Source organism: Pyxidicoccus sp. M15 (genome assembly GCF_056858435.1).
The window spans coordinates 462,944-476,923 of the sequence record NZ_CM166495.1 but is presented as its reverse complement, the minus strand read 5'-3'; the positions used below and the strand labels follow the sequence as shown (position 1 = coordinate 476,923).

At 71.3% G+C, this 13,980-nt stretch carries 12 protein-coding genes; 2 read left to right on the top strand and 10 right to left on the bottom strand.

Annotated elements, in window-relative coordinates:
- Positions 1–47: 47 nt before the first annotated feature.
- On the top strand, positions 48–605 hold the full coding sequence (locus tag ACX9TP_RS01820) for a hypothetical protein (RefSeq protein WP_482977965.1): 558 nt from the start codon (positions 48–50) through the stop codon (positions 603–605).
- Positions 606–764: 159 nt separating this feature from the next.
- On the opposite strand, the gene gyrB is transcribed toward ACX9TP_RS01820, so the two are convergent.
- The gene (gene gyrB / locus ACX9TP_RS01815) at positions 765–3,218 is read right to left on the bottom strand and encodes a DNA topoisomerase (ATP-hydrolyzing) subunit B (protein WP_482977964.1); all 2,454 of its coding nucleotides are present in this window, start codon (positions 3,216–3,218) and stop codon (positions 765–767) included.
- A 158-nt stretch (positions 3,219–3,376) separates the two neighbouring features.
- Positions 3,377–3,835: a hypothetical protein gene (locus ACX9TP_RS01810; RefSeq protein WP_482977963.1), complete on the bottom strand. Its 459-nt coding sequence runs from the start codon at positions 3,833–3,835 to the stop codon at positions 3,377–3,379.
- An 83-nt stretch (positions 3,836–3,918) separates the two neighbouring features.
- Between ACX9TP_RS01810 and ACX9TP_RS01805 the strand changes: the two genes are divergently transcribed.
- A complete protein-coding gene (locus ACX9TP_RS01805; protein WP_482977962.1) occupies positions 3,919–4,674 on the top strand; it encodes a GNAT family N-acetyltransferase in 756 nt (251 codons plus the stop codon).
- Between the two features lie 3 nt (positions 4,675–4,677).
- Here ACX9TP_RS01805 and ACX9TP_RS01800 read toward each other — a convergent pair whose 3' ends face one another.
- The 8 genes from ACX9TP_RS01800 to ACX9TP_RS01765 form a co-directional block, all read right to left on the bottom strand.
- Positions 4,678–5,496 carry a helix-turn-helix domain-containing protein gene (locus ACX9TP_RS01800; RefSeq protein WP_482977961.1) on the bottom strand — a complete coding sequence of 273 codons (819 nt, stop codon included), beginning with the start codon at positions 5,494–5,496 and terminating at the stop codon, positions 4,678–4,680.
- A 72-nt stretch (positions 5,497–5,568) separates the two neighbouring features.
- Entirely contained in the window at positions 5,569–7,698 is a 2,130-nt protein-coding gene (locus ACX9TP_RS01795) for a cation:proton antiporter domain-containing protein (RefSeq protein ID WP_482977960.1), read from the bottom strand.
- Between the two features lie 92 nt (positions 7,699–7,790).
- On the bottom strand, positions 7,791–8,159 hold the full coding sequence (locus ACX9TP_RS01790; protein WP_482977959.1) for a response regulator: 369 nt from the start codon (positions 8,157–8,159) through the stop codon (positions 7,791–7,793).
- A complete protein-coding gene (locus ACX9TP_RS01785) occupies positions 8,156–9,787 on the bottom strand; it encodes a sensor histidine kinase (RefSeq protein WP_482977958.1) in 1,632 nt (543 codons plus the stop codon). Before ACX9TP_RS01785 ends, ACX9TP_RS01790 begins: the two co-directional genes overlap by 4 nt.
- Positions 9,784–10,251, bottom strand: coding sequence for a response regulator (locus tag ACX9TP_RS01780; protein WP_482977957.1), 468 nt, complete (start codon positions 10,249–10,251; stop codon positions 9,784–9,786). Before ACX9TP_RS01780 ends, ACX9TP_RS01785 begins: the two co-directional genes overlap by 4 nt.
- A complete protein-coding gene (locus ACX9TP_RS01775; protein ID WP_482977956.1) occupies positions 10,248–11,672 on the bottom strand; it encodes a sensor histidine kinase in 1,425 nt (474 codons plus the stop codon). The genes ACX9TP_RS01780 and ACX9TP_RS01775 overlap by 4 nt, the downstream gene beginning before the upstream one ends.
- Positions 11,673–11,829: 157 nt before the next feature.
- The gene (locus ACX9TP_RS01770) at positions 11,830–12,438 is read right to left on the bottom strand and encodes a DUF2378 family protein (RefSeq protein WP_482977955.1); all 609 of its coding nucleotides are present in this window, start codon (positions 12,436–12,438) and stop codon (positions 11,830–11,832) included.
- 230 nt (positions 12,439–12,668) lie between these two features.
- Complete coding sequence (locus tag ACX9TP_RS01765; RefSeq protein WP_482977954.1) at positions 12,669–13,829, bottom strand: pyridoxal-phosphate-dependent aminotransferase family protein; 1,161 nt, start codon at positions 13,827–13,829, stop codon at positions 12,669–12,671.
- Positions 13,830–13,980 lie beyond the last annotated feature (151 nt).

Here is a 13,980-nt window from a genome sequence, read left to right as displayed (position 1 = left end):
GGGGATGCCTACCCTCATGGCGTCCACCCACTACGCGGAGTGTTTCGATGGTGCCTGTGCTCTCGTCGGCTGCCCTGGTGCTCCACAACCTCGGGCTTGCCACCGGTTTTGGCGGCTCGCTGTTCGGCAAGATTGCCCTCAACCCGGCGGTGAAGGTGATTGACCGGACGGAGGAGCGCGGACAGGTGGTGAATGCCGCCTGGAATGGCTTCAACATCGTCAACGCCGTGTCGGTGGGGACGGCGGCCATCACCTGGCTCATTGGCCGCTCGAAGCTGACGGGGCGCGAAATCGACGCCGAGACGCGCGGGCTGGTCATCGCCAAGGACGTGCTGCTCGGCGCCACGCTGGCCCTGGGGGCGGCCAACATCATCAGCGGCGCCAGCCTGGCGGCGCAGGCCCCGGAAGGCGCGGTGCCCTCCGAGACGGGGCTCACGCCCACGGACGAGACGCCGTCCAAGGCCCGCGCGCTGATGAAGACCATCGACGTGATGGGCATCGTCAATCTGGCGGCCATGGCGGGCGTCATCGGCATCACCGCGCTGCTGAACATGCGCGCGGGGGCGTCTTCGAAGTGGGCAGCGGTTGCCCGGTTCCTGCCGTAAGGGCCAGCGTGGGCCGCGGAGCACGGCGGCCCGGTTCGACAAGGACGGGAAAGGCGCGTGGGCGCGGGGCCGAGGCGGGCACCGGGCCCACGGGTCTTTTGGCCGCCTGCATCCGCGCCCGTCCCCCCTCCCACGCGGGGAGAGGGGACAGGGACAGCCTCAGATGTCCAGGTTCTGCACGTCGAGCGCGTTGCGCTCGATGAACTCACGCCGCGGCTCCACCGCCTCGCCCATCAGCAGCGAGAAGATTTCGTCGCTCTCCACCGCGTCCTCCACCCGCACCTGGAGGAGCGTGCGCGTGGCCGGGTTCATGGTGGTGTCCCAGAGCTGCTCCGGGTTCATCTCGCCCAGACCCTTGTAGCGCTGCAGGCCCAGTCCCTTCTGCGCGTCCTTGCGGACCGCGGCGAGGACTTCCTGCACCGTGAAGGCATTCAGCTCGCCGGCCTCCACCTTCACCTTGTACGGCGCCTTGCCCAGCGCCGCGAAGGCGTCGCGCAGCCCCGCCAGCTCCACGTACTCAGGCGACGACAGGAAGGCGTGGTCGAACACCGTCTCGCGCATGGCGCCATTCACGTCGGTGCGGAACACCAGCTTCTTCGTGTGGTGCTCCGGGTCCTGCACCACGTCGTGCTTCACGCGGCCCAGCACGTCCGGCATCCGCCGCTCGAAGTAGGCGTAGACGTCCTTCACCACCGCCTGCATCGCCGCGTCGTCCGCCAGCGTCTCCGCCGTCACCCGCGTCGCCTGCACCAGCGCGTCCACCACCCGCGCGTCGCGCCGCTTCGCCTGCTTCTCCAGGCGCTCCTCGTACGTAATCACCTTCTCCAGCAGCGCCTTCAGCTCCGCGCCGCCCAGCTCGCCCTCGGGCGTCAGCACCCGCGAGTGCTCCGAGGCGGACTTGAGCAGGTACTCGTTCAGCGCGCGCTCGTCCTTGACGTACAGGTCCTTCTTGTTGCGCGTCACTTTGTAGAGAGGCGGCTGCGCGATGTAGAGGTACCCCTTCTGGAGCAGCTCCGGCATCTGGCGGAAGAAGAACGTGAGCAGCAGCGTGCGGATGTGGCTGCCGTCCACGTCTGCGTCCGTCATCAGGATGATGCGGTGGTAGCGCGCCTTCTCCGGGTCGTAGTCCTCGGCGCCGATGCCCGTGCCCAGCGCGGTAATCAGCGTCACGATTTCGGCGCTGGTCAGCATCTTCTCGAAGCGCGCCTTCTCGACGTTCAGAATCTTGCCGCGCAGCGGGAGGATGGCCTGGTTGCGCCTGTCACGGCCCTGCTTCGCGGAGCCGCCTGCGGAGTCACCCTCGACGATGTAGAGCTCGCTCTCGTGGGGGTCCTTGCTCTGGCAGTCCGCGAGCTTGCCGGGCAGGCCGCCGCCGTCCAGCACGCCCTTGCGGCGCACCGTCTCACGCGCCTTGCGCGCGGCGATGCGGGCGCGGCAGGCGTCGCCAATCTTCGCCACGACCTTCTTGGCGACCATGGGCGTCTCTTCGAGGAAGGTGGCGAGCTGGTCATTCACCATCTGCTCGACCAGGCCCTTCACCTCGCTGTTGCCCAGCTTCGTCTTCGTCTGCCCCTCGAACTGGGGGTTGGGAATCTTGACGGAGATGACCGCGGACAGGCCCTCGCGGGCGTCCTCGCCGGTGGGCGTCTCCTTCAGGTCCTTCCACTGGCCACCCTTCTCCGCGTAGCTGTTCAGCGTGCGCGTGAGGGCCGCCTTGAAGCCGGACAGGTGGCTGCCACCCTCGTGGGTGTTGATGTTGTTGGCGAAGGTGTAGATGCGCTCGTCGTAGCCGTCATTCCACTGCATCGCGATGTCGAGCGTGACGCCCTCTCGCTCCGTGGAGAAGGCAATCGGCGGGACGTGCAGCACCTCCTTCGACTTGTTGAGGTACTCCACGAAGGAGGCGATGCCGCCGTCGAACTTGAAGTCGTGCTCCTTGTTGGAGCGCTCGTCGCGGACGGTGATGTGCAGGCCCGCGTTGAGGAAGGCCAGCTCGCGCAGGCGCTGGCTGAGCGTCTCGAAGTTGAAGTCGGTCGTCTCCATCACCGTGGTGTCCGGCTTGAAGGCGATGTACGTGCCGCGCTTGTCGGTGGTGCCGACCTCCTGCACGGGGCTCTGGGGGATGCCGCGCTCGTAGGCGTGCTCGTACACCTTGCCGTTGCGCTGGACGCGGACCTTGAACCACTCGGAGAGGAAGTTCACGCAGGTGACGCCCACGCCGTGCAGGCCGCCGGAGACCTTGTAGGCCCCGTTGCCGAACTTGCTGCCGGCGTGCAGCTCCGTGAGCACGACTTCCAGCGTGTCCTTGCCCTTGAACTTCGGGTCCGGGTGAGGACCCACGGGAATGCCGCGGCCGTTGTCCTGCACGCTCAGGGAGCCATCCACGTGGATGACCACCTCGATGTCCGTGCAGTGCCCGGCCAGGGCCTCGTCCACCGAGTTGTCCACGACCTCGTACACGAGCTTGTGGAGCCCGTAGGTCATGGTGTCGCCGATGTACATGCCGGGGCGCTTCCGGACCGCTTCGCGGCCCTCGAGCTTGGTGATGCTTTCAGTCCCATACTCCACGGGCGGCGGGGCGACCGCTGCGCCGGTAGCGGGGGTCTTTTCCATGTGAAGCTGTCCTTGGGAAAAGGAGCCTTGCAACAGGCTTTGTGCCTACCACTTCGGGCCCCACTGAACAAGGTCGGCGAGGCGCTGCAAGGCTTCGTAAACACTCATGAAATTCGCTTGGCCGCCCCCTCGGACGGCCGCCCCCGGAAAGCAGGGGTTCAGGCGTCGAAACGCGGCGGCGGAAGTCGCTCCTCCAGCGCGGCGATCAACTCTTCGAAAACAGCCCTGCGGGCGAAGAGATGCCGCGTCACGAGCACCCTTCCCTCTTCCTTCAGGAACAGCCCGAGCACGTTCCCCCTCCGGCCGAGCCGGCGCACGGAATCAATCTGGCCCCAGTGCAAATCCAGCTCGCTCTTGCTGAAGGGCCGGGCCACGCGCACGCCGCGCGCGTCCACGGTGACGCCCCAGCCGGAGCGCGGCCGGAGCCGCTGGAAGGCCACGAGGAAGGCGAGCATCAGGCCCGCGGAGACACCGGCGCGGGCCATGGCCTGGGTGCCTCCGCCGGAGCGGAAGTCGGCCACGGCCCAGGCGGTGAGCACCGCCAGCACGCAGGCCCCGAGGAACAGGCTGATGCGGGTGACACGAGGGTCGAAGGCGTAGAAGCGCGGGCTGCTCATGAGCGTTGCGCGCACCCTACCCGCCCTGGCCCTCCAGTGCGCGCTTTTGCGAGCCCGGATGTTCTACGTTTCACCGCTCCCAAATGACGAATGCCGAACTGACCGCGCGCCTGCTCTCCAACGTCATCGCCTTCCGTCACCTCCAGAAGGAGCGCGGCCAACTGCGCCACCTGGAGCTGCCGGGCGTGGACGCCTTCTGCCTGCCAGGTTTCGTGAAGGAACTGCACTTCCAGCAGGTGTACTTCACGGACGGGGAGGCGCTGGCCGCCGCGCTGCCCGCGATTGAGGACTTCTTCCGGGCGCAGGGCGTACCGGCGTGGCGCGTGGTGGTGACGCCCGGGAGTGACGCGGGCGGGCGGGTGCTGGGCGCCGCCGGCTACCGGCCCGATGAGCACGGCGCGGACTCGATGGGGCTGGTGCTGGCGGAGACACCGGACGTCCCGCCCTCGATTCCGCTCGAGGTCCCCGAGACGCAGCGGGAATTGGTGGCGCTCAACGTCGCCACCTGGGGCTCGTGGGGCGGGATGCTGGAGGCGTGGAACCAGGGCCCCCCGCTGCCCGTCCACACGCTGCTGGCGCGCGAGGCGGACCGCCCCCTGGCCTGCGGCTTCGCCCTGGACGTGGGGGACACCGCCGGCGTCTACATGGTGGCCACGGCGCCGGAGGCCCGGGGGCGCGGGCTGGCGACGGAGCTCATGCGCGGGCTGCTCTCCGGGGCGCGCTCGCGGGGCCTGAAGGTGTCCGTGCTCCAGGCCACGCCGCAGGCGAAGGGCATCTACCAGCGACTGGGCTACCGGGAGCTGGGCGGCTGGGTGAACTGGGTGTACCGCGCCGGCTGAGCATCAGCGCAGCGACTCCAGCTCCTCCAACACGGCGAGCACCTCGCGGGGCTGGCGCGCGTCCAGCAGGCGCTCCGCGAGCCCATGGGCGGCCAGCCTCGCCACGTGGGCCAGGCGCACGAGCCGGGCGCTGACGCGGCCGCCGTCCACCGTCGCCACCACCAGCCGCAGGGGCTGCCCGTCCGGCGTGTCCACCTTCAGCGGCTTCGCCAGCGTCACCAGGGCGGCCACCGGCGTGGCGCCCGGCAGGACGGCGTGAGGCACCGCCACGCCGCCGCCCACCGCGCACGAGGACTCCGCGTCGCGGCGCCGCAGCTCCTCCACCAGGCGGGCGGCGTCGGTGCCCGGCAGCGCCGCGCCCAGGCGCCCGGCCACCACGTCCAGCACGTCGTCCCAGCCCGCGCAGGACAGCTGCACCACCACGCGCTCCGGGGCCAGCAGCGGGGCCAGCGGCGGCACGGGCGCGTCGTCACGCTCGGCGCGCACCGGGAACTCCGCGTCCAGGAAGGCGCGCACCTTCGCCAGCTGCGCGCCCGACAGCCGCCGCCGCGCGATTTCGAGGAAGAGCGTCCCGGCGCCCGGGACTTCCTCCAGGTAGCCCGCCACGTACGGGCTCACCCGCTGGGCCACGTCCATCAGCAGCGCGGGAGGCACGTCCAGCTCGCGGGCGATGGCCGCCAGTCGCTCGGCCGTGGGTGGCGCGTCCAGGCCGTGCTCCACGCGGCTGAGGTACGCGCTCGACACGCCGATGCGCCGGGCCATGTCCCGCAGGGACACGCCCGCGTCCACGCGCAACAGCCGCAAGGTGGCGCCCAGGTGCATGACTTCTCTTTAGCCCCTTCCGAGCAGCGCGAGGAACAGCCGCGGAGTGGCGCCCAGGCGCATGCGTCCCATTCAGCCCCGCGCCGGCATCGCGCGCTCCGCGTCACGTGCGTCCCCGGTGACTTCCGCGGCCGGGGCGGGCTCCGGGTGGCGGACCACGAGCAGCGAGCCCGGCGCGTCCCGGATGATGCGCTCGCGGTGCAGGCCGAAGAGCCGGTCCTCCAGGCCCCACTGCGCGCCCACGCCCACCACCACCAGGTCATACCCGTGGCGCGCCTCCTCCAGCGCGGCCTCGTCCGGCGCGTCGTGACGCACCACCTTCAGCCGCACGCCGCCCTCCTCGGAGGGGAACAGCTCCTCCACCTGCGCCCGCGCGCCGCTGCCGCCCAGGTCCGACGTCACGTGCAGCACCGTCACCTCCGCCCCCACCTGCCGCATCATCCGCCGCGCCAGCCCCAGCGCCGCCCGGTCATGCCGGGTGCCGATGAAGGGCACCAGCACCCGCTTCACGTCCGACAGTCCCCGGTCCACCAGCACCGCCACCGTGCCGGACGCCGCATCCATCACCTCGTGCACCGTGCCGCCCAGCACCGTCTGGCTGAAGAGCGGCTTGTGCCACCCGAGCAGCACCAGGTCCGCGCGCCGCGCCTGCGCCGTGCGCAAGATGTCCGCGGCGGGCTCCGCGGACACGAAGGACAGGGGCCGCACCGCCAGCCCCAGCTTCTCCGCCCGGCCCAGCAGCGGCACCAGCGCGCCCTCCGAGGGCGCACTCCGCTCCGCCTCCGGCAACAGCGGCGCGCGCTCGGGCGGCACCAGGTGCAGCGCGTGCAGCTGCGCCTGCTCCCCGCCCACCAGCGCCCGCGCCAGGGACGCCATGCCCGGCCCCGCCTGCCCGTGCGACACGCACATCAGCACGCTGTAGGGCACCGGGCCCGGCTCCAGCGCCAGCTGGGGGGTGAGCCTGTCCCGCGCGAGCTCCTCCGTCGGGTAGAACCAGCGCAAGAGCGGCGTGGTCATGAAGGTCGTCACCAGCGCCATCAGCACCATCATCGTGAACAGCTGCGGCGAGATGACGCCCAGGTCCAGGCCGATGTTGAGCACGATGAGCTCCATCAGCCCGCGCGTGTTCATCAGCACGCCCACCGCGCCCGCCTCGCGCCAGCGCATCCCCGTCAGCCGCGCCGCCACCGCGCTGCCGCCGAACTTGCCCACGCACGCCAGCAGGATGATGACGCCGCAAGTGGCCCAGGCCTCCACGCTGTTCAGCAGGCCAATCTGCGTGCGCAGCCCGCTGAAGGCGAAGAAGACGGGCAGGAGCAGCACCACCGCCACGTCCTCCAGCCGCTCCACCAGCGCCTCCGCCAGCCCACCCTCCTTGGGGATGACGGCGCCGAAGAGGAACGCCCCGAAGAGGGCGTGGATGCCGATGAGCTCCGTTGCCCACGCGGACGCCAGCAGCAGCACCAGCGTGCCCGCCACCACGTTCTGCGTCAGCCCCTCGCGGCTGGCCACCCGCGCGCCCAGCCGCGCCAGGAAGGGGCGCACCACCACCAGCACGAAGCCGATGTAGAGCAGCGCGAAGACGGTGGTGAGCGCCGCGTGCGCCATGTCCGACGCCCGGACGATGGAGACGACGAAGGCCAGCAGGCACCACGCCGTCACGTCGTCCACGGCCGCGCACGCAATGGCCACCGTGCCCACCTTCGACTGGAGCAGCCCCCGCTCCGTGAGGATGCGCGCCAGCACCGGGAAGGCGGTGATGCTCATCGCCACGCCCATGAAGAGCACGAAGGACGAGAACGGCACCGCCGGGTCCGACAGGCTCCGGTACAGCCACAGCGCCGCCGCGGCCGCCCCCAGCGCGAAGGGGACGATGATGCTCGTGTGGCTGATGGCCACCGACGCATGCCCCCGCCCCTTCAACATCCGCGGGTCCAGCTCCAGGCCGATGAGGAACATGAACAGCACCAGCCCCACCTGGCTGAGCATCGTCAGCACCGGCATCGACGACGCGGGGAACAGCGCCCCCATCACCTCCGGCGCCACCCACCCCAGCAGCGACGGACCCAGGACGATTCCCGCCACCACCTCCGCGATGACCAGCGGCTGCCCCAGCCACCGGGCCCCCCGGCCGATGAGCCGCGACAGGCCGATGATGACGATGAGCTGCACCAGGAGCAGCGTCAGCGCGTTGAAGTGCATCCATCCCTCCGGGAGGTGGGTGTTAAGGAACTCCTTATCAACCCCCTCACCGGAGCGTCAATTCACGCGGACTGTCCGTGCGGGCCCGGGCCTCACTCCATCTTGTACCGGCCCACGGCCTGCACGAGCGTGTCCACGTCCACGGGCTTGCGCAGGTGGCCACACGCGCCAATCTCCTCCGCCACCTGACGGGCGTTGGCGGACGCGGAGAAGACGAGCACGGGGATGTCGCGCCACTGGGGCACCTGGCGCATGGCGCGGGCGAAGCCGCCCCCGTCCAGCACGGGCATCATCATGTCCAGCAGCACCAGCCCCGGCAGCACGGGCATGGTGCCCAGCACCTCCAGGGCGTGCTTGCCATTGCTCGCCCCCAGCACCTCGTGGCCCGCGTCGCGCAGCACTTCTTCCAGCGCCTCGCGCAGGTCCGCGTCGTCGTCCACCACCAGCAACGGCCGGCTCACGTACGCTCCTCCTTCTCCAACGGCAGCTCCAGGATGAACCGCGCTCCGCCACCCTCCCGCGTCTCCGCCCAGGCACGGCCCCCATGGGCCTCCGCGGCACGCCTCGCCAGGTACAGCCCCAGCCCCAGCCCTCCGTAGGAGCGCGAGCTTACCGCGCGCCCGAAGCGCTCGAAGATGCGCTCCAGCTGGTCTTCCGGAATCCCGATTCCCCGGTCCATCACCCGCACCAGGCCCATGGGCCCCTCCCGCACCACCTCCACGTCCACCGGCCGGCCCGGGCCGAACTTCAGCGCATTGGCCACCAGCGCCTCCACCGACTGCTCCAGCCGAGCCCGGTCCCACCGGCCCCACAGGCCGGGCCCCGCCGACAGGCACAGCTGGCTGCCCACCCCTTCGGCCTCCGCGCCGTAGCGCTCCACCACCGCGCGCACCGCGTCCGACAGCTCGAAGCGCTCCGGGGCCAGGCTCAGCTCGCCGGTGGTGAGCCGGGACACGTCCAGCAGCGACTCCACCAGCGTCCCCAGCCGCCGCACCTGGCGCATGCTGCGCTCCAGCCGCGTCTGCAGCTCCAGGGCCCTGGGCGCATCACCGGCGTGCTGCTGCAGCGAGCCGAGCTGCAGGCGCAGCGTGGTCAGCGGCGTGCGCAGCTCGTGCGCCGCCACGACGAGGAAGTCGTCGCGCAGCCGCACCGCGTCCTGCACCTCGCGGAACAGGCGCGCGTTCTCCAGCACCAGCCCGGCGCGCCGGGCCAGCTCCTGCGCCAGCGACAGGTCCTCCGGCCCCAGGCGCCGGCCGCCGCGGTCCAACGCCAGCGACAGCACGCCCAGCACGCCGGCACGGCCTCGCATGGGCACGTGCAGCGCCGAGCGGAAGCCCAGCTCGCGCAGGACTTCCTGATACTCCGAGACGTTCGTGATGGGCCGGGGCCGCGCCGCCACCTCCTCGACCAGCTCCGGCTCGCCGGTGGCCAGCACGTGCGCCGGCCCGAAGTCCATGTCCACCGTGAGGGGGTGGCGCTGGTCCACCTCCCACATGCGCGCCGAGCGCGTCGGGTCCGGGTGCGCCAGCGCCACGAGCCGCAGGCCACCGCGCCCCTTGTCGTACAGGCGCAGGGTGCACCAGTCCGCCACCGTCGGCACCGGCAGCCGCACCAGCCGGCGCAGCCGCTCGTCCAGGTCTTCCGGCTCCGCGAGCACCTCGCTGGCGAGCGCCAGCATCTGCCGGTCCAGCTCCGTGCGCGCCCGCTCGCGCCGGGCGCGGGCCTCCACGAGCTCGCGCTCCACCGCGGCGCCCAGCCGCACCAGCCGGTCCTTGGCGAAGTAGTCGCGCGCCCCGGCGCGCATCGCCTCCACCGCCTCGTCCTCGCCGATGCTGCCGGCCACGACGATGAAGGGGATGTCCCGCCCCGTGTCCTGGAGCACCTTCAGCGCGTCCCGCGCGGTGAAGCCCGGCATGGAGTAGTCGGCGAGGACGATGTCGTATTCCGCGTGCGCGAGCGCCTGCCGCATCGCCTCCGCCGTCTGCACGCGGAGGGCCTCCGGGCGGAAGCCGTTGCGCTTGAGCTCCAGGAGAACCAGCGCCACGTCGTCCGGGTTGTCCTCCACCATCAGCAGCCGCAACGGCTTCATCCCGTCGTCCCGGGAGGAGGCACGGAGGGCGGCTCATGGTTGAGCACCAACCAGTACAGGCCGAGCTGGCGCGCCGCCTCCACGAATTCCGTGTAGCTCACCGGCTTGCGCACGTAGCTGTTGGCCCCGCCGCCATAGCCGCGCATCAGGTCCACCTCTTCCACGGACGAGGTGAGGATGACCACCGGCAACAGCCGAGTGAGCGCTTCCGCGCGGATACGACGCAGCACCTCGTGCCCGTCCAGCCGCGGCAGCTTCAGGTCCAGCAGCACCACCACCGGCAGCGGCTGTCCGGCACGCGACGCGAAGGCGCCGCGGGCATGGAGGTAGTCGAGCGCCTCCACCCCGTCGCGCGCCACGTCCACCGGGGTGGTGATGCCCGCGCGCTTGAAGGCCCGGAGGGTCAGGTCGACGTCATCCGGGTTGTCCTCCACCAGGAGGATGGGGCGCTCGGAGCCATTCATGGGTGCGACTCCTCCAGGGTGAAGCGGAAGGTGGCTCCACCGTCGGGCACGGCCTCCGCGGTGATGTCTCCGCCATGGCGGTGGATGATGCGCTGCACGGTCGCCAGGCCAATGCCCGTGCCGGGGAACTCGGTGGGCCGGTGCAGCCGCTGGAAGGGGGAGAAGAGCTTGCTCGCGTACGCCATGTCGAAACCCACGCCGTTGTCGCGGACACAGTAACGGGGGTGCCCGTCCGGGGACTCAGCGAAAAGTTCGATGCGGGCCCCGGAGCGCTGGCTGGTGAACTTCCAGGCGTTGCCCAGCAGATTCTCCAGGACGACCCGGAGCAGCCGGGCATCCCCGCGCGTCGCGAGGCCGGGGGCGATGTCGAACGCCGTGTCGCGGCCGGGCTCGCTCCGCTTCAGCCCCTCCGCCACGTCCCGGGCCAGGGCGCTCAGGTCCACCGGCTCCTGGCGCAGCTCGGTGCGGGACAGGCGGGACAGGCGCAGGAGGTCGTCGATGAGCTGCCCCATGCGGGTGGCCGCCGCGCGCAGCCGCTTCAGGTGCTCATGGCCCTCCGCGGAGATGTGCTCGCCCTCGTCCTCCAGCAGCGCCTGGCTGAAGCCGTCCACCGCGCGCAGGGGGGCGCGTAAATCGTGGGAGACGGAATAGCTGAAGGACTCCAGCTCGCGGTTGGCCGCCGTCAGCTCCTGGGTGCGCTGGGCCACGCGCTGCTCCAGGCGCGCCTCGCTGGCGCGCAGGGCGTCAGCCTGCGACCGGGCCTGCGTGAGCAGGGACTCGTAGTCGTCCGACATGGCGACGAGCTGGCGCCGGCCCATCCAGGCCAGCAGGGCCCCGAGCACGAGCAGCCAGGCGGCGCCGCCCCAGAGCACCAGCCGCGCCTGGCGCTCGGCGAGGACGCCGCGCTGGTTGGCCCGCTCGCGCTCCACGGAGGTGAGCTCGTCGAGCAGCCGCCGCAGGCCGTCCATGCGACGCTTGCCCTCTCCCTCGACAACCAGCTTCAGCCAGTTCCCGCCGCTCTTGAAGCGCCGCAGCTCCTCGTCGGAGAAGGCCTCCCAGTCCGCCCGGCGCCGGCGCAGCTCTTCCAGGCGGGCCTGCTGGTCCGGCGAGTCCGCCACGAGCGAGTCCAGCTGGTCCAGGACCTTCGGAAGGCGCTCTCCCGCGACGTGGTAGGGCTCCAGGAACCTGTCGTCTCCCGTGAGGAGGAAGCCGCGAAGGCCTGTCTCCCGGTCGATGAGGAGCTGGCGCACGTGGACGGCCTGCGCGAGCACCGCGTCGGAGCGGTCCGCCGACTCGTCCGCATGGAGGAGCTGGCGCACCTCCCAGAAGAGCAGCCCCGCCAGCAGCGTCCCCAGCACCGCGGGCAACATCACGGAGCGCAACAACAGGTGACGGAAGCGGTTCGGGTCGAGGTAGGCCAAGTGGGGACGTCCGGACGGCGCACGGTTGCGGTCACCGCAAGATGCGCATGTGTCCGGTGCGGATGCGTCCAGAAGCTGGAGGCTGGCGCGGGGGCGGGCACGGGCCCGCCCACCGTGTCGCAAGGCGAGCGGCCTGGCGGGCCCTCCCCGTGCGGCTTCACTTCCAGGACAGCTCGTACTCGCTGTCCAGCAGCGCCACCTGACGTCCGTACACCCGCACGTCCTGCGCGCCGACGGCCTCGAGCACGCCCTGGAGCACGCCCTCGTGGTACGCGGCGGGCATGAAGTCGCGCCGCATGATGAAGCGCGCGCTCCTGTCGCCCGTCCACAGCGGGTAGCGGTCGCCGTAGCTCACCGCCGCGCGGTACGCATCGCCCAGCGACTGCAGCAGCTTGCGCGGGCTGCCGCCCGCCGTCTGCATCAAGTCCCGGCCGAACATGGAGGACAGGAAGTCCACCGTGGCCTGCGTGCCCATGCGCTTGAGCACGCCCTCGAAGCCGTCCAGCTGGGGCGCCAGCAGCCGCGCCGCCGTGGACGTCATCCGCAGGAAGCGGCTGATGGGGTACATGTGCACGGGGTTGATTTCCCAGAGGCCCGCCACGCCCTTGCACCGGGCCACCGCGCCGTCTCCGCCCAGGAAGCCGACCACGTCCAACGTGCCCTGGAAGAACATCCCGCGAGCCGAGTCCTCCTCGCTCGCGGCAAGGCGTCGCAGCTCCAGCTCCCAGGCTGCTCCACTTCCGCTCGCGTCCGTGCCCACGTGCATGCTCTCTCCACCGTGGGGACATCCCGGGTCTTTCCAGGAAACACACTACCGGCGAACCCAGCAGGTACTTCTGGAATGGCCCGATTCCCCCCACTTCCGGGATGGCAACCTTCTCATATTTTTACGTTGCTGTCGAATCAATATTCCGCGCCGGTGGAATCCTGGAGTGTCATGGCTCCTGGGCGAGGAGCCACCGTCCAGGTTGGGCGGGTACGGAGGTTTTCCGGGGCTCAGCCCGCGACGAGGCTGGCCTGGGCGGCGGCCACGGCGGCGCCGGGCTCGGAGCGGTGGCCGGCGGCGAGCAGCGCCCGCTCCACCGCGCCCACCGCGGCCAGCACGTCCGTGGGGCCCACGCGGTTCATGTGGCCCACGCGGAAGTAGCGCGTCTTCAACTCCGGGTGGAGGCCCCCGGCGATGACGATGCCCTGGCCCTTGACCCGCCCCACCAGCGCCGCGTCCACGCCGTCCGGGTAGTAGACGGCGCTCAGGGTGTTGGCGGTGACGGCCTCGGACGTGGGCAGCATGCGCAGGCCCAGCGCCTTCCACGCCGCGCGGAAGGCGCGCGCCATGCGCTGGTGCCGGGCGAAGCGCGCCTCCATGCCCTCGGCGAGAATCTGCCCGAGGCTCACGTCCAGCGCGCAGACGAGGTTGACGGGCGGCGTGGCGAAGTAGGCCGGCTTGCCCGCCTCGTACGCCTCCATGATGGGCAGCCACTCCGCCCAGTCCGAGTAGACGCTGGCCACCGGCGCCTTGCGCTTGCGCCACGCCTCCAGCGCCCGGGGCCCCACGGTGAGCAGCGCCAGCCCCGGCGGCACGCCGACCGCCTTCTGGCTGGCGGTGAGGTACACGTCCGCGCCCCACGCGTCCTGGTGGAAGGCCTCGCCCGCGGTGGCGCACACGCCGTCCACCACCACCAGCACCCCGTGCTTGCGCCCGGCGCGCACCAGCGCCTCCACGGGCGCCAGGACTCCGGTGGACGTGTCCACGTGGGTAATGGTCATCACCTTGAAGCCGCCGCGCGCCAGGTGCGTCTCCACCTCGTCCGCGGAAGGCGACTCGCCCGGGGCGGCGCGCGCGTGCGTCACCTGCGCGCCGTGGCGCTCCAGGATTTTCGCCATCCGGTCACTGAAGTAGCCGGTGTTCACCACGAGCGCGTGGTCGCCCGGCTCCACCAGGTTGGCGCCCGCCAGCTCCATGGCCAGGGTGCCGGAGCCGGCCACCACGAAGGGCTGCGCGCCGGGGGCCAGGCACACCTCGCGCAGCCGCTTCAGCGCCCGGCCGAACAGGGAGATGAAGGCCGGGTCCGTGTGGCCGAGCGTGGGCGCCGCCAGCGCCTGGAGCACCTCCGGCTCGAACTCCACCGGCCCCGGAATCATCAGCAGGTCTCTCACGGTGTCACCGCTCCTGGCGCGCCCGGAGCCCGCGAGGGCCCCTGAGGGATGCCGCGAAGGCGCGGCCCCGAATCTGGCCAGCCGCCGGGCCGCTGTCCACGACCATGTGGGCGCGATGTGGCGGGAGCGACGCGCGTCCCGGCTCGCGGGG